Origin of the sequence: Streptomyces sp. WMMB 714 (genome assembly GCF_900090125.1) — a bacterium.
Taxonomy (GTDB): domain Bacteria; phylum Actinomycetota; class Actinomycetes; order Streptomycetales; family Streptomycetaceae; genus Streptomyces; species Streptomyces daqingensis.
In genome coordinates this window covers 539,729-561,597 of the sequence record NZ_FMHJ01000002.1, presented here as the reverse complement: position 1 = coordinate 561,597, position 21,869 = coordinate 539,729, and the positions used below count along the sequence as shown (strand labels likewise).

Sequence of the window (21,869 nt, the reverse complement as noted above, 5' to 3'; positions counted from 1 at the left end):
GCGGAGGCTGCCCCGTGCGCTGACCGGCTCTCAAGTCCCCGTTGTTCCCTAACAGTTATCCACAGGGCGACCCTTCGACATGGCCCGCCGCCCGCATCCTCGGGTATGTTCGTGACCTCCCTGGACCAGACCTTAGGGGAAATCGGGGGACTGTCTTGAGTTACGCAGCGCACACGCCTGCTCACAGTGAGGCGACCCGACTGCTGTGCGCGGGCGCGCGGTTGAACTCCGCATTCCGGCAGCGCGTCATAGACGAGCTGGTCGGCCACGCGGAGCGTCCGGTGCCGCCGTCGCTCGGCGTCGATCTGCGCCCCGTACTCGCCCACGCCCTGAGAGCCCGTCAGCAGGAGGTGCGCACCGCCCTGGCCATGGCGGGGGTGTGGCTCGCGTTCTTCGCCGTCTCCGCTGTGCTGACGTGGGACTCCATGGAGGACAGGTTCGGCGGCACCGGCCTCCCCTTCGACGAGATGCTCCGGCTGGTCTTCCTCTCCGACCTGGGCTGGGGCGCGTCCCTCTCCGAACAGCCCACGGCGTGGGTGCTGTTCTACGCCGCCGTCGTCCTCGCCCTGTGGGCCGGCCGTGCCGTGTCCGGACGCGAGACGCTGGTGTACATGCAGTCCAGGGCGCCGCGCTGGTGGATCCGGTCGGGGGTGCGGCGGAAGCTGGGCAAGGTCGTCACGCTCGCCGCGCGGCTGCTCGCCGCGGTGTACTGGTTCACCGCCGTGACGGGCGTCGTGGAGAACCCGTTCCCGGTGATCTTCCCGCTGCTGCTGGCGGCCGTCGTCTGGTGGCACCGGGTCCGGGTGACGAGCGTGCTGCGCGAGCAGCTCAGCCGCGAGAAGTTCGCCACGGCGGTGCAGCCCGACCTCCCGCTGACGCAGCGCTACCACCTGGTCGGTGAGGCCATCGACCGCGAACAGCACGCCCAGGCCGCCCTGTACGACGCCAACCGGCCCTTCGTCGGGGCGGGCGTGCCGTACAAGCCGTGGTCGTTCGCGCTGGAGCTGCGCCGCAAGAAGGAGTTCGAGCACGGCGTACCGAGCCAGGGCGAGACGCACCTGTCCAACCGCCACGTGCTCGGCATGATCATGCCGCGGCTGGTGGCGCTCCGCGAGTCCGCCGCCCGCACCAGCAGGGACCGGCTGCGCGAGCTCGAGATCGAGGAGTTCGTCTATCTGCCTTCCGGCGTGCGCCGGGACGGCGGGGTCTACCGCGCCGAGAACGTGCAGGCGCATCTGGGGGAGGCCGCCGACGAAGGCGGGGAGGCGCGCCGCCACTTCATCCGCGTACGCGTGGGGGCGTGGGAGGAGCAGGTGGTCGTGACCCTGCTGGTCAGGGTGCACACGCAGGGCGGGATGCTCGTCCTGGAGGTCGTTCCGCACGTGCTCGGCCCGATCGCCGAGAGCTTCCGCGAGGTGGACGCCGTCGTCGAGCGCCAGGCGGAGGGGCTGCTGAGGGAGGGCGTCCTCGCCCTTCTGACGGCGCCGGCCGTCACGGCCGCAGCGGGGATCGCCGCGATGCGGGCGCTGTTCTCGGTCTGCCGCGTGTGGCTCTCCTCGCCGGAGCACGCCGCTCCGGACGCACCGCTCGTCTCCGTCCGGGAGCTGGCCAGCACGTCCGACCTGTCGCTCTTCCAGGAGATGGACGTCAGCCGCTACATCAAGACGGTCCAGGACCGCATCGCCAGCGGAGTGCGGGACGCCCTGGAGCAGCACGGCTACCGCACGGACCGCTTCGAGCAGCAGATCGTGAACGTGCGCGACGGCGGCGTGTTCATCAAGGAGATGAGCGGCGGGGCGGTCGCCACCGGTGAGCACGGCCGGGCGGAGCACACGGAGGGGAGCTTCACATGACATCCGGTGACGCGGCGCCCGGCAGCCCGGAGGACTCGGCGGCCGGCGGACGGAGCGGGGAGCAGGCGGCGGAAGCCGCGGGCGGCAGCGTCCACATCGGGAGCATGTCGGGCGGGGCGATCGCCACGGGCCGGTACGGCCAGGCCACTTCGCACACCTACGCCGCCCCGCCTCCGCAGACGGACGAGGCGACGCGTGCCGTGCTGGACGCCGTACGCGATCTCCGCAGGCAGATGGAGGTCTTCGCGGCCAGCGACGAGACCCGTGACGTCGGCGGCGAACTGGACCGGATCGAGGGGGAGATCACCCGCACCGGCCGGGCGGACCGCGGACGTCTGGAGCGCCTGCGGGAGCGGCTGGAGTCCGGCTCGACCGCGGTCGGGGCGCTGGCTTCGGCGGCGACGGTGGTGCAGGCGGTCGCGGGAGTGCTGGGGTGAGAAGGGTGAGGGGTGAACCGGGATGATCCGCTTCGACGCGGAGCACCAGCGGTGGGTCGACGACGAGGCGTACGCGCTGCGTTCGCAGCGGCAGACGGAGTCCGTGCGCAAGCAGCGGCAGGCTCTGAAGGGCGTGTTCGCGGTCCTGGCCGTCTGCGGGCTCGCGTTCGGCTCGTGGGCGCTCGGCTGGAAGGACGAGCCGCGGGACCCGGTCGGCAGCGCGGGGCAGGGGCCGGTGGTGTCGGAGCCGTCCCCCTCCTCGCCCGCGGCGCAGGTGCCGACGGAACCCCAGGAGGAGCCGTCCCCCTCCGGCTCGTCGGAGCCCCCTTCGGGATACGAGCTGACGGAGGACTCCGAGGGGTTCACCCTCGCCGTCCCCGAGGGCTGGCAGCGCCGGACGGAGAGCCGGGAGGACGGCTCGCAGACGGTGTTCTACGAGGCGATGGGCGGCGCCCGCCAGTTGCAGATCTTCGGCGTGGAGGACTCCGACCCGGACGAATCGCTCGAACTGGCGGAGAAGAACGCCGAGAAGAACGAGGGCTACGACCGCAAGGGGTTCGACCACCTCGACGGCGGTGAGGCGGGAGCCGCGGCCCGGCTCGAGTACACGTACGACTCGGCGGAGCACGGCGGCACCCGGCACGTCATCGACCACCGTTTCGAGGCCGAGGACGGCGAGCTGTACGCGCTCGTCGCCTACGGCCCGGAAGAGGACGGCGACGAGGACGACGAGAAGGAGATGCTGGAGACCGCGCTGGCCTTCTTCTGCCCCTCCGGCGCACAGTGCGTGAACGGAGAGACCGACGCGCCGTGACCGGGTGAAGCCGCCGGGCCGTACGGCGTCACGCCTCCGTGGGGAAGTCCGCGGTCTCCAGGACGAGGCCGGCGACGGTGCCCGTGAGGTCGATCTTCTCCCCGAAGGCGACGGTGAGTTCGCTCTTGTACGCGCCGTCTCCGGGGTGGGTGAGGACGTGGCACTCGGCGGCGTACGGGTCGGCGATCAGGAAGACGGGGACGCCGGCGAGGGCGTAGGCGCGCTTCTTCTTGCCGTAGTCGTTGGCGGCCGTGTCCTCGGAGATGACCTCGGCCACGCACTCGATGTCGCCGTGCTGCCAGCGGCCCCGGTCGTTCTTCCGCGCGTCCTTGGCGAGCGCCACCACGTCGGGAGCGAAGCCGTTGAGATGCCCGGGGAAGTCGAAGCGCACGTCCGATTTGATGCGGTTCCTGGAGTACCTGGTGCGCAACTGCTCAACGATCTCCAGGATGATCTCCCAGTGTGTGTCCCGTTGCGGCGACATGAAGACGGTCCCCTCGACGATCTCGGTCTTGTAGCCCTCGGGGACGGGCATCCGCTCCAGTCGCTCGAACAGGTCGTCCAAGCTCGGCTCGTATCGCTCGGCCATCTCGGTCCTGTCGGTCAGTGCGATGGTCATCACTGTTGCTCCTCCCCGCTGCCGCGTAGAACCACGCCTGCAGCCGCGATGCGTAACGATACGCACGGGGCCTCCGTCACGCCGATGATCGGCTTTGCAGTCGAGCAGTGCCGCAGCGCGAGGCGCTCACGGAGAGTCACCGGCCGCACTCGTGTCGTAATGCCGACAAAGCCTGCCAAGACGGGGCGCGAAAATCTCCACAAACCCCCATAAGGGGTGCTGATCAGGCGCTTCATCTGTGTCCGACGCACTTCGGCCAGTGAGGAAGCCCACTTGTTACCCCTTCACGGACATGTAAGCGCCGAGACGGGGCAGGGTTCGCTCTTGCCATGTGCCCAGCGCATGGCCGCAGTTCCGTGGTGGTCACGAGGCGCGCTCCTCGTGGCACACAGCGTTGTCAAGGCTCGGAAGGCAGTGCAGAGGGTGTCCGAAATCGAGAGCATTCATATCGACGGTGCGTGGCGGTCCGCCGCCGGAGGCGGGACGCGTGACGTCCTGGACCCGGCCGACGCCACCACGCTCGCCGTCGTCGCCGAGGGCGGAGTGGAGGACACCGACGCGGCGGTCGCCGCCGCACGTGCCGCCTTCGACGAGGGGGAGTGGCCCCGTACGCCCGTCGCCGAGCGGGCGGCTCTGCTGCGGCGCGTCGCGGACCTGCTGCAGCGGGACCGCGAGGAGATCGGGCTGACCGAGTCGCGGGACGCGGGCAAGACCCTGGAGGAGGGCCGGATCGACGTCGACGACGTGACGGCGGCCTTCCGCTACTTCGCGGACCTCGTCGCCGGGGAGTCCGGCGGCCGGGTCGTGGACGCGGGCGACCCCGACGTGCACAGCGTCGTCGTGCACGAGCCCGTGGGCGTCTGCGCGATGATCACGCCCTGGAACTACCCGCTGCTCCAGGCCAGCTGGAAGATCGCTCCCGCGCTGGCGGCGGGCAACACGTTCGTGATCAAACCCAGCGAGATCACCCCTCTCACCACCGTCCACCTGGTGAGGCTGCTCGCCGAGGCGGGCCTGCCCTCCGGGGTGGCCAACCTCGTGACGGGCGCCGGCGATCCGGTCGGCGCGCGCCTGGCCGAGCACCCCGGCGTGGACCTGGTCTCCTTCACCGGCGGCCTCGTCTCCGGCACCAAGGTCGCCCAGGCGGCGGCCCCCGGCGTGAAGAAGGTCGCCCTGGAGCTCGGCGGCAAGAACCCCAACGTCGTCTTCGCCGACGCCTGCGACACCGAGGAGGGCTTCGACACCGCAGTCGACCAGGCGCTCAACGCGGCCTTCATCCACAGCGGCCAGGTCTGCTCCGCGGGTGCACGCCTCATCGTCGAGGAGTCGGTGCGCGACCGTTTCGTCGCCGAGCTCGCCGCCCGTGCCGAGCGGATCCGGCTGGGCCGCGGCACCGAGGAGGGCGTCGAGTGCGGTCCGCTGGCCTCCGCGCAGCAGCTCGCGAAGACCGAGGCGTACGTCGCGTCCGCGCTGGAGGAGGGTGCCGTGCTGCGCTGCGGCGGGCGGCGCCCCGAGCCGTCGGACGTGCGTCCGGCCGACGGCTACTTCTACGCCCCGACGATCCTCGACGGCTGCCACCGCGGCATGAAGGTGATCCGCGAGGAGACCTTCGGCCCGCTGCTGACCGTGGAGACCTTCCGCACCGAGGACGAGGCAGTGGCCCTGGCCAACGACACCGAATACGGTCTCGCGGGCGGCGTCTTCTCCTCGGACACCGCACGGGCCCGCCGCGTGGCGGCACGCCTGCGGCACGGCACCGTGTGGATCAACGACTTCCACCCCTATCTGCCGCAGGCGGAGTGGGGTGGTTTCGGCAAGTCCGGGGTGGGCCGCGAGCTCGGTCCCCACGGACTGGCCGAGTACCGCGAAACGAAACACGTGTACGAGAACCTGCGGCCGAAACCGGTCCGCTGGTTCTCCGGCTGACGGAGCACCCCGCACGCACCCTCCGCAAGAAACGTGTGACATCAAGGAGCACCAGACGGCAATGTCCCAGCAAGACAGGACCAGCTACGACTACGTCATCGTCGGTGGCGGTACGGCCGGGTCGGTGATCGCCTCACGGCTCACCGAGGACCCGGACGTGACCGTCGCCCTCATCGAGGGCGGGCCGTCGGACGTCGACCGGCCGGAAGTGCTCACCCTGCGCCGCTGGCTCGGACTGCTCGGCGGCGAGCTCGACTACGACTACCCCACCACCGAGCAGCCACGCGGCAACTCCCACATCCGGCACAGCCGCGCGAAGGTGCTCGGCGGCTGCTCCTCGCACAACACGCTGATCTCCTTCAAGCCGCTGCCCTCCGACTGGGACGAGTGGGAGACGGCCGGAGCCGAGGGGTGGGGCGCGGACGCCATGGACCCCTACTTCGGCAAGCTCCGCAACAACATCGTGCCCGTCGGCGAGCAGGACCGGAACGCCATCGCGCGGGACTTCGTCACCGCCGCGAAGGAAGCGCTGGGCGTACCCGAGATCGACGGCTTCAACAAGGAGCCCTTCCACGAGGGCGTCGGCTTCTTCGACCTCTCGTACCACCCGGAGACCAACAAGCGCTCGTCCGCCTCCGTCGCCTACCTCCACCCGCACATCGAGGCCGGCGACCGCCCCGGTCTGCACATCCTGCTGGAGACCTGGGCGTACCGCCTGGAGCTGGACGGCACCAGGGCGACGGGCGTGCACGTACGAGGCAGTGACGGCGCGGAACGGCTGATATCCGCGGAACGCGAAGTGCTGCTCTGCGCGGGCGCGGTGGACACGCCGCGGCTGCTGATGCACTCGGGCATCGGCCCGCGGGCGGACCTGGAGGCCCTGGGCATCGAGGTGGCGCACGACCTGCCGGGCGTGGGGGAGAACCTGCTCGACCACCCCGAGTCCGTCATCGTCTGGGAGACCGACGGGCCCATCCCCGACAACTCCGCGATGGACTCGGACGCCGGTCTCTTCCTGCGCCGCGAGCCGGAGGCCGGCGGGCCGGACCTGATGTTCCACTTCTACCAGATCCCGTTCACCGACAACCCGGAGCGGCTGGGCTACGAACGCCCGCCGCACGGCGTCTCGTTGACGCCGAACATCCCCAAGCCCCGCAGCCGCGGACGGCTTTACCTCACCTCCGCGGACCCGGACGTCAAACCCGCCCTGGACTTCCGCTACTTCACCGACGAGGACGACTACGACGGCCGCACCCTCGTCGACGGCATCAAGGCCGCCCGCGAGGTCGCCCGCACCGAACCCCTCGCGAAGTGGCTGAAGCGGGAGGTCTGCCCCGGGCCCGGGATCACCTCGGACGAGGAGATCAGCGAGTACGCGCGCAAGGTCGCGCACACCGTCTACCACCCGGCGGGCACCTGCCGGATGGGAGCTCCGGACGACGAACTCGCCGTCGTCGACCCCCAGTTGAAGATCCGCGGTCTGGACGGCGTCCGGATCGCGGACGCCTCCGTCTTCCCGACCATGCCCGCCGTCAACCCCATGATCGGCGTGCTGATGACCGGCGAGAAGGCGGCCGACCTCATCCGATCCGACGATCGGTCCCCTACGACTACGGCACCGGGAGGTGTTGCGTGATGTCAGAGACCCGCGAGTCCGCCCCGGTCAACCCGGTGTTCTCCGTACGCAATCTGTGGAAGGTCTTCGGCCCCAAGGGCAAGGCGAACCGCGTCCCCGGGGACGAGCAGCTCACCGGCCTGTCCGGCGCCGAACTGACCGGGCGGACCGGTTGCACCGCCGCTGTGCGCGACGTCTCCTTCGACGTGCGCAAGGGCGAGGTCTTCGTCGTCATGGGCCTCTCGGGCTCCGGCAAGTCCACCCTCGTCCGCTGCCTGACACGTCTCATCGAACCGACCTCCGGGCAGCTGGAGATCGACGGCGAGGACGTGCTGGGCATGGACCGCACGCGCCTGCGCGAGCTGCGCCGCCACCGTGCCGCCATGGTCTTCCAGAACTTCGGCCTGCTGCCGCACCGCTCGGTCACCGACAACGTGGCGTACGGCCTGGAGATCCAGGGCATCGGCAAGCGTGAACGCCGCGCCAAGGCGGCCGAGATGGTCGACAAGGTGGGGCTTCAGGGCCTCGGCGACCGCCGTCCGGGCCAGCTCTCCGGCGGACAGCAGCAGCGCGTCGGACTGGCGCGCGCGCTGGCCGTCGACCCCGAAGTCCTCCTCTTCGACGAGCCGTTCAGCGCCCTCGACCCCCTGATCCGGCGCGACATGCAGGAAGAGGTCATCCGCCTGCACCGCGCCGAGGGCCGGACGATGGTCTTCATCACGCACGACCTGTCGGAGGCCCTGCGCCTCGGCGACCGCATCGCACTGATGCGCGCCGGCGAGATCGTGCAGCTCGGTACGCCCGAGGAGATCGTCGCCAGGCCCGCCGACGACTACGTCCGCGACTTCGTCCGCGACGTCCCGCGCGACCAGGTCATCTCCGTCCGCCGGGCCATGCGCCCCGCCGGGAAGGCCGACGCCTCCGGCGGCCCCGCCCTGGCCCCGGACACGCTCGTCTCCGACGCCATCGAGGCCGTCGCCCGCAGCGGCGAGAGCTGCCGCGTCGTGGAGGGCGGACGCACCATAGGCGTCGTCGACCACGACCGGCTGCTGAAGGTCGTCGCCGGCATCGACCAGGACGGCGAGGGCGAGGCGGACAAGGACAAGGAGGTGGCGGCCGTATGAACACGCACCTCGCCGTGGCACCCGCACACCGCGGGCAGGGCCGCGACTCCGGCGACGGGACGGGGAGGCTGATATGAGCACGCCCACGATCCCCGACAAGGGAGAGCAGCGCACCCCGGACGCCGCCGCCCCGGAGAAGACCCCCGCCGACGCCGGGTGGAACGACGGGCCCGGCCCCCTGCAGCGCCTGGCGGGCAACCCCAGAGCGCTGCTGGTGCTGTTCAGCCTGCTGGTCGTCGTCGTCAGCGCCGCCGTCACCGGCTCCGGCGCGTGGCCGCGCGGCTGGACGGTCGACATCGAGACGCCGCTGAACGACCTGGACAACTGGCTCGTCGACAACCGCGAGACGGCGCCGATCTTCCTCTACTTCCTGCTCCACATCAGCAACTTCGCCGAGACCTCGGTGGACGCCATCACGGGCCTGCTGGAATCGATGGGCTGGCTCGGCGTCACCCTCGTGGGCACGCTGATCGCCTGGGCGGCCGGCGGGGCCGACCTCTCCCGGCGGGCGCTGCGCACGGGCGGCACCGCGCTGGGCGTCTTCATCGTGTGCGGCGTCCTGGAGATGTGGGAAGCCACCATGGAGACGCTCGCCCTGATGACGGCGGCCGTCTTCGCCTCGGCGCTGCTCGGCGCGCTGCTCGGCCTCGCGGCGGGCCTCTCCGACCGCTGCGAGAGGCTCCTCCGCCCGGTCTTCGACACCATGCAGGTCATGCCGGCCTTCGCCTATCTGCTGCCGCTGCTGCTGATGTTCGGCATCGGCGTGCCGTCGGCGCTGATCGCGACCGTCATCTACGCGGCGCCGCCGATGGCCCGGCTGACGTCGCTGGGCCTGCGGAGCGCCGATCCGGCGGCGCTGGAGGCGTCCACGTCGCTGGGGTCGACCCCCTGGCAGCGGCTGCGGACGGCACGCGTGCCGCTGGCCCGCAGGCAGATGATGCTCGGCCTCAACCAGGCGATCATGATGTGCCTGTCGATGGTCGTCCTCGCGTCCCTCATCGGCTCGGAGGGCCTGGGTGACGAGATCTACCAGGCGCTCGGCAGCCTCGACATCGGCACCGCACTGACCGCCGGCACCGCCGTCGTCCTGATCGCCGTCCTCCTGGACCGCACGACCTCCGCGGCCGGTGAGCGGCTGGACGCCGTCGCCACGGCGGGCACCACCCGGCTGATGAAGCAGGTGCGCGCGGGCGTGTGGGGCCTCGTCCTCGTCCTCTTCGGCGTCTTCGCGGCGATCGGCTCCGCGATCAGTGAGAGCGAATGGCCCGAAGCGTGGACGGTCGACATCACGCGGCAACTGGACAGCGGCGTCGGCTGGTTCACCGACCACCTCGGCTCCGGCGTCCCGGTGCTGGGCGGCACGGTGACCTGGGCGCAGGGATTCACCGAGTACATGCTCAACCCGCTGCGGTCGGGGCTGCTGGCCACGCCCTGGTGGGCGCTGGCACTGCTCGTCGCCGTGATCGGCTGGGTCGTCGGCACCTGGCGGGCTGCGCTGACGGGGCTCGTCTGCCTCGGCCTGGTCGGTGTGATGGGGCTGTGGGAGGTGTCGATGGACACGCTCTCGCAGGTGATCGGCGGCCTGCTGCTCACCGTGGTCGTCGGCTTCGCCTTCGGCATCCTCGCGGCCCGCGTCGAACGCGTCGACAGGCTGCTGCGCCCCGTGCTCGACACGATGCAGACGATGCCGCAGTTCGTGTACCTGATCCCGGTGATCGCGCTCGTCGGCCTCAGCCGCAGCGCGGGCATCATCGCCGCCGTCATCTACGCGGCTCCCGCCGTCATCCGCATCACCGCGCAGGGACTGCGCTACGTGGACCCGGCAGCGATGGAGGCGTCGCTGTCCCTGGGCGCCACGGGCAAGCAGCAACTGCTCCAGGTGCAGCTGCCGCTGGCGCGCAAGTCGCTGCTGGTCGGCGTCAACCAGGGCGTCGTGCTGGTGCTGTCGATGGTCGTCATCGCCGGTCTCATCGGCGGCGGCGCACTCGGCTACGACGTCGTGCAGGGCCTGTCGAAGGGCAACCTCTCGCAGGGCCTGCCCGCCGGCATCGCCATCGTCTGCCTCGGCATCATGCTCGACCGCCTCACCCAGCCCGCGAGCGCACGCCGCCGCGACCAGTAACCCCAGTCACCCCCCGAAACGAGTTCCCCTCCCAGAAGAGAAGACAGGACCCGGAATGAACACCAAACGCATACGCAATTCCGCCATCGCCGGTATCGGCGTCCTCGGCGTGCTCTCCCTCTCCGCGTGCGGGGCGGCCGAGACGAGCAGCAGCGGCGGCAAGGACGACAAGGTCGTCCTCGCTGAACCTTCGTGGGTCGGCGCCCAGGCCAACGCCGCGGTCGTCAAGAAGCTCATGGAGGACGAGCTGGACGTCAAGGTCGAGGCCAAGCAGATGGACGAGCCCGTCGCCTTCGACGCGCTCAACTCCGGCAAGGCCGACGCCATCCTCGAGGACTGGCACGGCGTCCCGAAGAAGGAGAAGAAGTACGTCGAGGAGAAGAAGACCGTCGTCTCCGGCGGTGACCTCGGCGTCGTCGGACACATCGGCTGGTTCGTGCCGAAGTACTACGCGGACAAGAACCCCGAGGTGCTGGACTACAAGAAGCTCAACAAGTTCGCGAAGGACTTCCGTACGTCCGAGAGCGGCGACAAGGGCCACTTCATCGGTGCGGCACCGTCGTACTCGCAGCACGACAAGGGCCTCATCAAGAACTTCGACCTGGACTTCAAGCACATCCCGAGCGGTGCCGAGGCGGCGCAGCTGAAGGAGATCCAGCGGCTCTACAAGGCGAAGAAGCCCTTCCTCACCTACTGGTGGGAGCCGCAGTGGATGAACAACCAGATCGACATGGTCGAGGTGAAGCTGCCGAAGCACACTCCGGGTTGTGAGACCCCGGAGTCCGAGGCGAAGTGCGGCTACGAGACCAACCAGTTGGAGAAGTTCCTCAACGCGGACTTCGCCAAGAGCAACAGCGACGCCGCGAAGTTCATCAAGAACTTCAAGTGGACGACCAAGGACCAGAACCAGGTCGCCGGCGACATCGCGGGCAAGAAGATGAAGCCGGAGGACGCGGCCGAGAAGTGGATCAAGGCCAACAAGTCCACCTGGGAGAAGTGGCTGCCGAAGAAGTAGCCGCGGCACCGCGGGCCGAAGCGGTCCGTACAGCGAACCGACGGGCCGGGACACCAGCGTGGGTGTCCCGGCCCCGCCGGGTTCTGTACTCGCAGTACCAGAGTGACGCTTGTCCGCCGGAACGGCTCCGTAAACGCCGCGGGCGCACACGGGGCCGAAGAGGGCGCGGAATCCGGCCTCAGACGCCGCGGAGCTCGCGTGCCATGTCCCGTACGGCGTCGCTCGCGCGCTCCATCAGCCCGCCGCCGAAGGTGATGCGCGTGGCGCCGGCGGTGCCCAGCTCGTGCGGCGTGGGCCCGTCCCGGGTGGCCAGCACGTTGAGGGGCCCGCTCAACTCCCTTGCCAGCACGGGGATGTCGGCCGGGGGCGCCCCGATCGGGTACAGGCACTCCGCTCCCGCCTCCACGTACAGCCGCCCCCGTTCGAGCGCATCCGCCAGCGGGTCCTCCACCGGCCGCAGGTAGCTGTCGATGCGGGCGTTGACGAGCAGCCGGCCCTCCGCCGCCTGGATCACCGCGGACAGGAACCCGGCCTGTTCCTCCGGGCCGACCATCCGGCCGTCCTCGGAGTCCTCCAGGTTGCAGCCCACGGCACCGGCATCGAGGAGCCGTTCGACGATCCGGCCGGGCGCCAGCCCGTAGCCCCGCTCGATGTCCGCCGTCACCGGCACCGCGACGGCCCGCACGATCCTGCCCACCGCGGCGAACATCTCGCCCGCCGGCGTCTCCCCGTCGGCGTGCCCGAGTGAGGCCGCGACGCCGTGGCTCGGCGTGGCCAGCGCCTCGAAACCCGCCTCGGCGAAGATCTGCGCGCTCGCGGCGTCCCAGGGGCCGGGGAGCACGAGCGGATCGCCGGAGGCCCGCCCCCGGTGCAGCGCGCGCAGCCTCTCGACTCCGCTGCCCTGACCCGCGGCGGTCACCGCGCGTCCTCGTCCGTCCGGAACGGGAGCGGGCCGGGCCGCCGCTGTTCCGTCCCCGGCAGGGGCCCTGGGGCGTCCACGCACTCGGGTTTCGTCGTCATGGTGCCGAGCCTATGACGCCGCGGTGCCGGGGGCGGGTCTCTGACGCGTACGCCCCGGTCCGGTGGCGTGGACGGCCCTCACAGGGGCACGCGGACGGGGCCCGTCATGCCTTCTTGGATGCCAACTGCACGATGGTCACGTCGGATTCGGCTCCGACGCGGACGGGCGGCCCCCAGGCTCCGGCTCCCCGGGTGACGTACAGCTGCGTGTCGCCGTAGCGCTCCAGGCCGGCGACGGTCGGATTGGCGAGCGCCGCGAGGTACTGCCCCGGCCACATCTGCCCGCCGTGCGAATGCCCGGACAGCTGAAGATCCACTCCGTGGTCGACGGCGTCGTGGATCTGGACCGGCTGGTGGGCGAGGAGCACCGAGGCGCGGGAGGTGTCGCGGTCGCCGAGCGCCTTGTCGAAGTCGGGGCCGTCGCCCGACTCCTCGCCCCGTACGTCGTTGACACCCGCGAGGTCGAAGCCGGGCATCTCGCGGCGGTCGTTCTCCAGCGGGTGGACGCCCAGCTCGCGGACGTGGTCGACCCACTCGCCGGCGTCGCCGAAGTACTCGTGGTTGCCGGTGACGAAGAACGAGCCGTCGCGCGCCCGGAGCCGGCGCAGCGGCTCCGCGGCGGGCGCCAGGTCCTCGACGTCGCCGTCGACGAGGTCGCCGACGATCGCGATCATGTCGGGCTGCGCGCTGTTGATCGTGTCGACGATGCGCTGCGTGTGCCCGCGTCCGAGGACCGCACCGATGTGGATGTCGCTCACGACCGCGATCCGGTAGCCGTGGGCGGCGCGGGGAAGCTTGGTGAGCGGAACGGTGATCCGCTTGAGCGTCGGACCGTTGAGCAGGCCGTACGCGCCCGCCCCGACGGTGCCTGCGGCCGCGACCGAGGCGCCCGCTGCGATGGTGCGTGCGACGAAGAGGCGTCTGGAGAGGGCCGCGGGCTTCGATCTGTCGCGCTTCCCGGCGCCGTCCCCGTCCGTGCCGCCGTCCGATCCACCGTCCGAACCGCCGTCCGGGCCGGCTCCCGGGCTCGTCCCGCCGCCGCCCGCAGCCGCCTTCGTGCCGGTGGCCGTCGCGCAGGCGACCGCGCCGCCCGCCTCGGCCCCCGCCGCCTCAGCCGAGCCGGAGCCGGTGCCGGTGACGGCGTCCCCGTCCGCCACGCCGCCGGAGGACGCGTCCTCCGCACCGGGCCGGGCCGCCGCCCCCGCCCCGTCCGCAGCCGCCCCGTCCGGGACGCCCGCCGCGGCCGCCCGGCGCTCCAGGAACCGGAGCAGCAGCGGCCGTACGACCTCGCCCGCCAGCAGCGCCAGCATCAGATACAGCAGCAGCGCCACCCACATGAAGCCCGGCCACGCCAGCACCTGCTGCACGGCGAAGGGGATGTCGCTGCGTCCGAGGACGAAGTTCAGGACCGTCAGCACGGGCAGCGCGAAGGCGAGGACCGTGCCGGCCCGCCGCCAGGCGCCGCCGCGCACCGAGACGTCCCGCACGAGGCGCCGCCACAGATACCAGTGAGCAGCTCCCAGCAGGCAGAAGATCGCCAGCACGACCAGTACGAAGACCACAGGCACGGTCACCAATCCCTACTCTCCGGGTGAGCGCCGGAGAGCTCTCAGCCCCCGGAGACCGATGACGCCGATCGCCGTGCCCAGCAGGAAGGACACGACGGCCAGCAGGAGATGAACCCAAAAGTAACCCGTCGGCTCGCCGGCGCCGTCGAAAGCGAGCCCGCTGCTGTCCTTCCACAGGTTCTTCACGAACGTGATCCAGACGAACCAGGACCAGATCCCGAACGCGAGCAGGAAGACGGACACGGGACGGCTGAGGGTCAGTGGGCGCGAGGAGCGCGTCCCGGAGGGCTGCGACATAAGGCCAGTATGGCTATCGGGCCAAAGAGAGAACTGAGTGGGGCCATCCGGCTGTTATGGCGGGGACTCGAGGTCCACACGGGTGCGTGGGCCATGTAACTTCGCTCTGTGTCGACTACCTCGCCACGGGCCCTCCGTCTGCCCGCCGCCGCTGCTCTGTCCGTCGCGCTCGTCGTGCCCGCGCTGCTCGCGGGCACCGCTCACGCCTCGTCTCCCGCCGCGGGCACGCTCGACGCCCGCACGGACGCGGCCGAGGACAAGGACCCCAAGCCCCCCGGGAAGATGTCGACGGTGGGCGGCGAACGGCTCGGAGTCCCCGGTACGCAGATGCGCGCCAAGCGCGGCGGGAAGCCGGCGAAGCTCCCCGAAGGCATCACCGCACGCTCCTGGATCGTCTCCGACGCGGAGTCGGGCAAGGTGCTCGCCGCCCGCAACCCCCACTGGAAGCTCCCTCCGGCCAGCACGCTGAAGATGCTGTTCGCGGACACGCTGCTGCCCAAGTTCCCCAAGAGCGCCGAGCACAAGGTCGAACGCTCCGACCTGGAGGGCATGGGCGAGGGCAGCAGCCTGGTGGGTGTGAAGGAGGGCCAGACCTACGCCGTCGAGGACCTGTGGCGAGGTGTGTTCCTGCGCTCGGGCAACGACGCGGTGCACGTGCTCGCCGCGATGAACGGCGGCAAGGACAAGACCGTCCGCGAGATGAACCGGCACGCGGAGAAGCTGCGCGCGGGCGACACCAACGTCGTCAGCCCCGACGGCTACGACGAGAAGGGCCAGGTCTCCTCGGCGTACGACCTGACGCTGTTCGCCAGGTCGGGCATGCAGAAGTCGGACTTCCGCGAGTACGCGGCCACGGCCCGCGCCCAGTTCCCCGGTGAGAAGAAGAAGGGGAAGAAGCGCGAGACGTACGAGATCCAGAACACCAACCGGCTGCTGACCGGCGACATCGGCCTCGACGCGTACCCGGGCATCGCGGGTGTGAAGAACGGCTCGACGTCCAAGGCGGGCGCGACGTTCACGGGCGTCGCCCAGCGCGGCGACCGGGTGCTGCTCGTGACCTGCATGCATCCGGACGACGAGCAGGGCGGCCTGGAGGTCTACAAGGAGACCGCCAAGCTCCTCGACTGGGGCTTCGAGTCCGCGGGCGAAGTCGAACCCGTCGGCGAGCTCGTCGCGCCGAGCAGCGCAGGCGCCTCCGGCAAGTCCGGCGACAGCGCGGACAAGAACAAGTCCGGCGCGCAGGCCGGCGGCGCCGCCGACGGAAGCGGCGGCGACGACTCGGACGGCGCAGGTGTCGCCGTCGGGATCACCGGCGCGTGTCTCGTCCTGGTGGCGGGTCTGGCCTACGCGGTTCACCGCCGCTGGCCGATGCCCGATCTGACGCGCCTGCGCCGTCTTCCCTTCGCCCAGGGGACGGAAGACGGAACCTCCGGCGCCTCTCCTTCCCCCTCCGGTCCCGCAGCCGGCGAGCCCGAGGCCCCGGAGTCCGCTCGCGGTGAGGACCCGGAGGAGGACCGGGTGGCTGCTCAGAAGTCCGACTGACCGGATCTCCGTCCGTCTCGTCGGTCCCGTCCTTCGCGGCCGTCCCGTCCTTCGCGGCCGTCCCGTCCGTCCCGTCCGTCTCGTCGGTCCCGCCCGCCTCGTCGGTGCCGCTCCCGGGCTCGGGAGCGGCACGTTCCGTCTCGGGCGGCTCGGGCGCGCCGCTGCCCAGCGCGTCGATCTTCTCGATCGGCTTGAGGGTGCGTTCCGTGGCAGTCCACGAGGCGCAGAAGAGCATCAGCTTCGTCATGAAGCTGATCCACAGCAGCAGCGCGATGGGCGTACCGAACGCCCCGTAGACGCTCTTGGTGGCGACGGACTGCAGGTATCCGCCCATCAGCAGCTTCAGCAGCTCGAAGCCCACGGCGCCCATCGCGCAGGCGAGCAGCGTCGGGCGCCGCGGTGGGCGGACGCCCGGCAGGACCGTCAGCACGTACCACAGCAGGGCGAAGTCGGCGGCGACGGCGGCTCCGTACCCGGCCACGCTGAGCAGCACCGTGCCGACCCCGCCCTCGCGGAGACCGAGCTGGCCGGCGACCCAGCTGACCGCGCTGACCGCGAACGCCGAGCCGCCCAGCGAGACGAGCCCGACCGCGCCCAGCCCGGCCAGCGCACCGAAGTCCTTCAGCTTCAGCAGCACAGGGTTCCCCGGGTCCTCCTCCAGGTCCCACACGGAGCGCAGGCTCTCGCGCAGCGTCCCGACCCAGTTGACGCCCGTGACGATCAGCGCCAGTCCCGCGATCAGCCCGATCGTGCCCGCGTTGTCGGCGAACGACTGGAGGTCGAGCTGCTCGGAGATGCCCGGCACCTGGCGGCTGATGGTGTGCTGCACGGTGCGCATGCGCTCCGCCGACAGCAGCGAGGCGCCGACGGCGGCGAAGACGGCGAGCATCGGGAAGAGCGAGATGAAGCTGGTGAAGGTGACGGACGCCGCGAGCCGGTCCCACTTGCGCTCGTCGAGGTGCCGGTAGACGCGCCACAGCCGCGTACCGAGGAACCATGTCGCCGCGGGGCCGATGACCGGCAGCTTCTTGAGCCATTCCACGCTCAGCGGTTACCCCCTGCGCGGGCACTCATCCGGGAGTCCCGCGACGGGAGCGCACCGGCCCCGGGCAGGGGGCTCGGGAGGGCGTGCGGTGGTGTCAGGAGAGCGGGGCGAAGGATCCGGCTTCGCCGCCGCAGGCGGGCAGCGGCTGCGCCACCTGCCGGGGGACGGCGGAGAACGCGGCGCCCGAGTCGTCGCTGTCGCCGAAGGTGAACTTCCGCTGGAGCCGCCAGACCAGGTCGGAGCCCTGCTCGTAGAGCGCGAAGCCCGTGGCCGTCCACGACGCCTCGAACTCGGCCAGCTCCTCCTGCGCCCGGTCCATCGACTCCTCGGAGATGCCGTGCGCGACCGTCACGTGCGGGTGGTACGGGAACGCCAGCTCACGCGCCACCGGCCCCTCGGGGGCCCGGACCCGCTCCTGGAGCCAGGAGCAGGCCGAGGCGCCCTCCACGAGCTGCACGAAGACGACGGGGGAGAGCGGACGGAAGGTGTCGGTGCCGGAGAGCCGCAGCTCGAAGGGGCGCCCGGCTGCGGCGACCCGGGCGAGGTGCGCCTCGATCTCGGGGCGGTCGGCCGGGTCGGCCTCCGTCGGCGGCAGCAGGGTGATGTGGGTGGGGATGCCGTGGGCCGCCGGGTCGCCGAAGCTCGCACGCCGCTGCTGGAGCAGGCTGCCGTGCGGTTCGGGGACGGCGATGGATACGCCGAGCGTGACGGTCCCCACCTTGTTCTCCCTTCTGCGCTTCTCTGCCGTTCGGTGCCGGTCTGCCGGGGCGGACGCCGTGAGTGCCGTCAGTGTTTCGAGGGGAGGAGCCCCACCTTGTCGTAGGCCTGGGCGAGGGTCTCCACGGCCACGGCCCGTGCCTTCTCCGCGCCCTTCGCCAGCAGCGAGTCCAGCGTCTCCGGGTCGTCCAGGTAAGCCTGCGTACGAGCCCGGAAGGGGGCCGCCCAGTCGCTGACGATCTCGGCGAGGTCCGTCTTCAGCGCACCGTAACCCTTGCCCGCGTACCTTTGCTCCAGTTCCGGGATTCCGGTGCCGGTGAGCGTGGCCAGGATCGTCAGCAGGTTGCTGACGCCCGGCTTCTCCTCCTGGTCGAAGCGGATCTCGGTGCCGGTGTCCGTGACGGCGCTCTTGATCTTCTTCGCCGACGCCTTCGGCTCGTCGAGCAGGTTGATGATGCCCTTGGGGGACGACGCCGACTTGCTCATTTTGATCGCCGGGTCCTGGAGGTCGTAGATCTTGCCCGTCTCGCGCAGGATGTACGGCTCGGGGACGGTGAACGTCGCGCCGAAGCGCCCGTTGAACCGCTCGGCGATGTTGCGGGTGAGCTCGACGTGCTGCCGCTGGTCCTCGCCGACCGGCACCTGCTGGGCCTGGTAGAGGAGGATGTCGGCGACCTGGAGGATCGGGTAGGTGAAGAGGCCGACGGACACGCGGTCCGTGCCCTGCTTCGAGGACTTGTCCTTGAACTGCGTCATGCGGGACGCCTCGCCGAAGCCCGTCATGCACTCCATCAGCCAGCTCAGCTGCGTGTGCTCGGGGACGTGGCTCTGCACGAAGAGGGTGCAGCGCTCCGGGTCGAGCCCCGCCGCCAGCAGCTGCGCCGCCGCGAGGCGGGTGTTCTCCCTCAGCTCCTTCGGGTCCTGCGGGAGGGTCAGCGCATGGAGGTCGACGACCATGTAGAACGCGTCGTGGCTCTCCTGCAGCGCGATCCACTGGCGTACGGCACCGAGGTAGTTGCCGAGGTGGAACGAGCCTGATGTCGGCTGGATACCGGAGAGCACACGCGGACGGTCATTGGCCATGTGCCCATTGTCTCAGGTCCGCGGGCCCCGGAGTGCACGGTTGTGCAGTGACCTCCGGCACCGTGTCGCCCGCCCCTGAGGCCTTCCCGTACGGTCGTACGGCCTGTCACGCCCGTCCGCCGGACCCCTGCCGCAAGTGCAAGGTTTCTGCGTAGGCAGCCGGGTGGACGATAGAAAGAGGCCACCCCCGCCGCCGGCACGGAAAACGTGCGCCCCGGCGGGCGGCCGCGGGACCATACGAGACGAACGGAGACCCCGGATGTCCACCTCGGAAGGGCTGATCGCCGCCGCCGAAGCGCGCAGCGCCCACAATTACCATCCCCTGCCTGTAGTGATCGCTTCGGCCGAAGGCGCCTGGATGACGGACGCCGACGGGCGCCGCTACCTCGACATGCTGGCCGGATACTCGGCGCTCAACTTCGGGCACGGCAACGAGCGGCTCATCAACGCCGCGAAGGCGCAGCTCGACCGCGTCACCCTCACCTCCCGCGCCTTCTACCACGACCGCTTCGGCGACTTCTGCGAGCAGCTCGCCGAACTCTGCGGCATGGAGATGGTGCTGCCCATGAACACCGGGGCCGAGGCCGTCGAGACGGCGGTGAAGACGGCCCGCAAGTGGGGGTACCGCAGCAAGGGCGTGCCCGACGGGCAGGCGAAGATCATCGTCGCGGACAACAACTTCCACGGCCGTACGACGACGATCGTCTCCTTCTCCACGGACGCCGAGGCGCGTGCGGACTTCGGCCCGTACACCCCGGGCTTCGAGATCGTGCCCTACGGCGACCTCGGCGCGCTGGAGGCCGCCCTCGACGACAACACCGTGGCGGTGCTGCTGGAGCCCATCCAGGGCGAGGCGGGCGTCCTGGTGCCTCCGTCCGGCTACCTCGCGGGCGTGCGCGAGCTGACGCGGCAGCGGAACGTGCTGTTCATCGCGGACGAGATCCAGTCGGGGCTGGGACGCACCGGCGCGACCTTCGCCTGCGAGCACGAGGGCGTGCTGCCCGACATGTACGTGCTCGGCAAGGCGCTCGGCGGCGGCGTCGTCCCTGTCTCCGCGGTGGTCTCCTCGCGGGACGTGCTGGGCGTCTACAAGCCCGGCGAGCACGGCTCCACCTTCGGCGGCAACCCGCTGGCGTGCGCGGTGGCGCTGGAGGTCGTCGCGATGCTGCGCACCGGCGAGTACCAGCAGCGCGCGAAGGAGCTGGGCGAGCACCTGCACCGCGAGCTCGGCGCGCTCGTGGGCGGCGGTGCCGTCCGCGAGGTGCGGGGGCGCGGCCTCTGGGCCGGCGTGGACGTCGACCCGGCGCACGGCACCGGCAGGGAGCTGTCGGAGAAGCTGATGGCCCGCGGGGTCCTGGTGAAGGACACGCACGGTTCGACGATCCGCATCGCGCCTCCGCTCGTGGTGTCGGAGCAGGACCTCGACTGGGGCCTGGAGCAGTTCAGGGCCGTACTCGGGGGCTGAACCGGCGGGAGCGGCCCGGCCGTCCGGGGACGGGCCGCCCGACTGCCGGGCAGGCGGCGGCAGTTCGTGCGCGAGAGACGAACCAGCCCTCCGGGCGGCTCTGTTCGGCCGTCGCAGTTCGGTGAGCCGTCCCGCACGAGCGTTGAAGGGGCCCTGGCGCGGGAGACCGCGTCCAGGGCCCCTTCCGCCGTTCACGGCGCCGCCAGGCGGCGGCTGTTCGCGGGCGGTGGCGGGGTGCGGGGCCGCGGGCGGTCAGTGCCCGAGCAGCTTCAGTACTTTGGCCCAGCTGTCCTGCCGTGCCGCCTGATCCGCTTCCGAGGTGGCCACGATGCTGCTGTTCGCGCCGCCCTCCTGGCCGGGCTGCCCGTAGGGGAACCAGTTCACGTGGTGCCCCGCGCCGGGGTAGACGGCCCGCACATGGCGCTCACCGCGGGCGTTGCGCTGGGCGGAGATGGTGCGGGCGGCGTCGGCGGCGCCCCACATCTTGTCGTTGCCGCCGGCCACGGCGAGCACCGTCCCGCGCACCCGGTCCAGCGGGATCGGCCCGGCCGGTACGGGGCGTCCCCGGTCGGCCCATGCGGCGCGTCCCGAAGCCCCGGCCAGGTAGGGGCCGTTGACCCTGGCGGACGGCGCGTAGGCGATGACGTCGCGGAAGACCGACGGACGGCGCTGCGCGAGGAGCTGGGCGATCTCGCTGCCGCGGGAGTTGCCCATCACGGCCATCCGCTCCGGGTCCGCTCCGGCCTCGCGGCCCAGCACGCCCGCGGCGTGCGTGAAGTAGCCGAGCTCGATCATGTTGATCGCGTCGGGCCGCCCCGAGCCCTTGCCGCAGCGGAAGTAGCAGAGCGACAGCGCCGGATGGCCGCGCGCGGCGAGCAGCGCCGCCGCGTACTCGCCGGAGTTGCCGCCCTCGCTGCCGCCGAAGACCAGCACCGGCGGGCGCCTGCGCTCACCGGCGGGCGGGGTGTACATCTCTCCGTCGACCTTGTCGCGGGCGACGGTCAGCTTGCGGTGCCGGACCTTCTCCGTCAGCCAGCGGCGCTCGATCGTACGGCCCGCGAGCTGCCTGCCGTCCTTCGTCACCGTCAACCGCACCTGGTAGGAGCGCTGTTCGGCAGGTGATGGCGGGTGGTACGAGAAGGCGTCGCCGCTGCCGATCATCTTCACGCCCGGCCCGCGCTGCGGCAGCATCTCCTTCAGCAGGCCCATGCTGTCGGGCTTCGCGTAGGGGCGGCCGCGAGCCGGTGCCTTGTCGTCGAGGTCGAGTTCGCCGTCGCCGTCCGCGGTGAACCGGCCTCGGGCGCCCCAGGGCTGGCCGCGCTGGTCCCGCGCCCCGGCGGTGACGGTGACCCGGTCGTGCGCCCCGAGGCCGCTGACGCGGACGCGTATGCGTTCGTCTGCCAGAGCGGACGGGCGGTCGACGTGGATCGCCGCCCGGTCGGTGTCGGGCCGGCGGGCGTCGTCGGAGCCCGCCCCGTCCGAACAGGCCGTGGAGAGGGCCAGCAGAAGGGCTCCGAGGACTGCGCGTGCTTTGCCTGTACGTGCCACGCCGGGCACCATACGCACCATCTGCCGCGGCTGCGGAATCAGACGTTCCTCCCAGCTGG

General features: G+C 71.2%; 17 protein-coding genes and 1 pseudogene. 10 read left to right on the top strand and 8 right to left on the bottom strand.

Features of this window, described 5'->3' with window-relative positions; genetic code table 11:
* Positions 1-221 precede the first annotated feature (221 nt).
* The 3 genes from H181DRAFT_RS05230 to H181DRAFT_RS05220 are packed head-to-tail and all read left to right on the top strand — an operon-like array spanning position 222 to position 3,104.
* Positions 222-1,853: a hypothetical protein gene (locus H181DRAFT_RS05230; protein ID WP_052708454.1), complete on the top strand. Its 1,632-nt coding sequence runs from the start codon at positions 222-224 to the stop codon at positions 1,851-1,853.
* Positions 1,850-2,290, top strand: a complete 441-nt coding sequence (locus H181DRAFT_RS05225; RefSeq protein ID WP_052708453.1) for a hypothetical protein — start codon at positions 1,850-1,852, stop codon at positions 2,288-2,290. The genes H181DRAFT_RS05230 and H181DRAFT_RS05225 overlap by 4 nt, the downstream gene beginning before the upstream one ends.
* Before the next feature lie 22 nt (positions 2,291-2,312).
* Complete coding sequence (locus H181DRAFT_RS05220; protein WP_052708452.1) at positions 2,313-3,104, top strand: hypothetical protein; 792 nt, start codon at positions 2,313-2,315, stop codon at positions 3,102-3,104.
* Positions 3,105-3,132: 28 nt separating this feature from the next.
* Here the strand turns inward: H181DRAFT_RS05220 and H181DRAFT_RS05215 are convergent, their stop codons facing one another.
* Positions 3,133-3,723, bottom strand: coding sequence for a Uma2 family endonuclease (locus H181DRAFT_RS05215; protein WP_045862966.1), 591 nt, complete (start codon positions 3,721-3,723; stop codon positions 3,133-3,135).
* A 423-nt stretch (positions 3,724-4,146) separates the two neighbouring features.
* Here H181DRAFT_RS05215 and H181DRAFT_RS05210 point away from each other — a divergent pair, with 423 nt between their 5' ends.
* The 5 genes from H181DRAFT_RS05210 (at position 4,147) to H181DRAFT_RS05190 (ending at position 11,525) form a co-directional block, all read left to right on the top strand.
* Positions 4,147-5,649 (top strand): aldehyde dehydrogenase family protein, encoded by a 1,503-nt coding sequence (locus H181DRAFT_RS05210; protein ID WP_045862965.1) that lies wholly within the window; start codon positions 4,147-4,149, stop codon positions 5,647-5,649.
* Positions 5,650-5,710: 61 nt separating this feature from the next.
* On the top strand, positions 5,711-7,285 hold the full coding sequence (locus H181DRAFT_RS05205; RefSeq protein ID WP_045862964.1) for a GMC family oxidoreductase: 1,575 nt from the start codon (positions 5,711-5,713) through the stop codon (positions 7,283-7,285).
* The gene (locus H181DRAFT_RS05200; RefSeq protein ID WP_045862963.1) at positions 7,285-8,388 is read left to right on the top strand and encodes a quaternary amine ABC transporter ATP-binding protein; all 1,104 of its coding nucleotides are present in this window, start codon (positions 7,285-7,287) and stop codon (positions 8,386-8,388) included. Before H181DRAFT_RS05205 ends, H181DRAFT_RS05200 begins: the two co-directional genes overlap by 1 nt.
* A 73-nt stretch (positions 8,389-8,461) precedes the next feature.
* Positions 8,462-10,510 carry an ABC transporter permease gene (locus H181DRAFT_RS05195; RefSeq protein ID WP_052708451.1) on the top strand — a complete coding sequence of 683 codons (2,049 nt, stop codon included), beginning with the start codon at positions 8,462-8,464 and terminating at the stop codon, positions 10,508-10,510.
* 55 nt (positions 10,511-10,565) lie between these two features.
* Positions 10,566-11,525 (top strand): glycine betaine ABC transporter substrate-binding protein, encoded by a 960-nt coding sequence (locus tag H181DRAFT_RS05190; protein WP_045862962.1) that lies wholly within the window; start codon positions 10,566-10,568, stop codon positions 11,523-11,525.
* A 178-nt stretch (positions 11,526-11,703) separates the two neighbouring features.
* Here the strand turns inward: H181DRAFT_RS05190 and H181DRAFT_RS05185 are convergent, their stop codons facing one another.
* The 3 genes from H181DRAFT_RS05185 to H181DRAFT_RS05175 form a co-directional block, all read right to left on the bottom strand.
* Positions 11,704-12,444, bottom strand: coding sequence for an isocitrate lyase/PEP mutase family protein (locus H181DRAFT_RS05185; protein WP_045862961.1), 741 nt, complete (start codon positions 12,442-12,444; stop codon positions 11,704-11,706).
* Positions 12,445-12,649: 205 nt separating this feature from the next.
* Positions 12,650-14,113: a metallophosphoesterase gene (locus H181DRAFT_RS05180; protein WP_045863112.1), complete on the bottom strand. Its 1,464-nt coding sequence runs from the start codon at positions 14,111-14,113 to the stop codon at positions 12,650-12,652.
* Positions 14,114-14,125: 12 nt separating this feature from the next.
* A complete protein-coding gene (locus H181DRAFT_RS05175) occupies positions 14,126-14,374 on the bottom strand; it encodes an SCO4848 family membrane protein (protein ID WP_045863111.1) in 249 nt (82 codons plus the stop codon).
* 144 nt (positions 14,375-14,518) lie between these two features.
* On the opposite strand from H181DRAFT_RS05175, the gene H181DRAFT_RS05170 reads away from it, so the two are divergent.
* Positions 14,519-15,952 carry a D-alanyl-D-alanine carboxypeptidase family protein gene (locus tag H181DRAFT_RS05170; RefSeq protein WP_074467712.1) on the top strand — a complete coding sequence of 478 codons (1,434 nt, stop codon included), beginning with the start codon at positions 14,519-14,521 and terminating at the stop codon, positions 15,950-15,952.
* A gap of 217 nt (positions 15,953-16,169) precedes the next feature.
* Here H181DRAFT_RS05170 and H181DRAFT_RS05165 read toward each other — a convergent pair.
* The 3 genes and pseudogenes from H181DRAFT_RS05165 to trpS form a co-directional block, all read right to left on the bottom strand.
* Positions 16,170-16,994: pseudogene (locus tag H181DRAFT_RS05165) on the bottom strand (YihY/virulence factor BrkB family protein); the annotation flags it as partial.
* 97 nt (positions 16,995-17,091) lie between these two features.
* Positions 17,092-17,715: a 2'-5' RNA ligase family protein gene (locus tag H181DRAFT_RS05160; protein ID WP_045862959.1), complete on the bottom strand. Its 624-nt coding sequence runs from the start codon at positions 17,713-17,715 to the stop codon at positions 17,092-17,094.
* A 68-nt stretch (positions 17,716-17,783) separates the two neighbouring features.
* The gene (trpS, locus tag H181DRAFT_RS05155; RefSeq protein ID WP_045862958.1) at positions 17,784-18,797 is read right to left on the bottom strand and encodes a tryptophan--tRNA ligase; all 1,014 of its coding nucleotides are present in this window, start codon (positions 18,795-18,797) and stop codon (positions 17,784-17,786) included.
* 259 nt (positions 18,798-19,056) lie between these two features.
* Here trpS and rocD point away from each other — a divergent pair, with 259 nt between their 5' ends.
* Complete coding sequence (rocD, locus tag H181DRAFT_RS05150; protein ID WP_045862957.1) at positions 19,057-20,262, top strand: ornithine--oxo-acid transaminase; 1,206 nt, start codon at positions 19,057-19,059, stop codon at positions 20,260-20,262.
* Between the two features lie 252 nt (positions 20,263-20,514).
* On the opposite strand, the gene H181DRAFT_RS05145 is transcribed toward rocD, so the two are convergent.
* Positions 20,515-21,810 carry an acyl-CoA thioesterase/BAAT N-terminal domain-containing protein gene (locus H181DRAFT_RS05145; protein WP_254666699.1) on the bottom strand — a complete coding sequence of 432 codons (1,296 nt, stop codon included), beginning with the start codon at positions 21,808-21,810 and terminating at the stop codon, positions 20,515-20,517.
* Positions 21,811-21,869 lie beyond the last annotated feature (59 nt).

Excerpts from the sequence above, each read along its gene's own strand:
- H181DRAFT_RS05225 (WP_052708453.1), top strand. The coding sequence starts at position 1,850 with ATGACATCCGGTGACGCGGCGCCCGGCAGCCCGGAGGACTCGGCGGCC.
- H181DRAFT_RS05220 (WP_052708452.1), top strand. The coding sequence starts at position 2,313 with ATGATCCGCTTCGACGCGGAGCACCAGCGGTGGGTCGACGACGAGGCG.
- H181DRAFT_RS05215 (WP_045862966.1), bottom strand. The coding sequence starts at position 3,723 with ATGACCATCGCACTGACCGACAGGACCGAGATGGCCGAGCGATACGAG.
- H181DRAFT_RS05205 (WP_045862964.1), top strand. The coding sequence starts at position 5,711 with ATGTCCCAGCAAGACAGGACCAGCTACGACTACGTCATCGTCGGTGGC.
- H181DRAFT_RS05200 (WP_045862963.1), top strand. The coding sequence starts at position 7,285 with ATGTCAGAGACCCGCGAGTCCGCCCCGGTCAACCCGGTGTTCTCCGTA.
- H181DRAFT_RS05195 (WP_052708451.1), top strand. The coding sequence starts at position 8,462 with ATGAGCACGCCCACGATCCCCGACAAGGGAGAGCAGCGCACCCCGGAC.
- H181DRAFT_RS05190 (WP_045862962.1), top strand. The coding sequence starts at position 10,566 with ATGAACACCAAACGCATACGCAATTCCGCCATCGCCGGTATCGGCGTC.
- trpS (WP_045862958.1), bottom strand. The coding sequence starts at position 18,797 with ATGGCCAATGACCGTCCGCGTGTGCTCTCCGGTATCCAGCCGACATCA.
- rocD (WP_045862957.1), top strand. The coding sequence starts at position 19,057 with ATGTCCACCTCGGAAGGGCTGATCGCCGCCGCCGAAGCGCGCAGCGCC.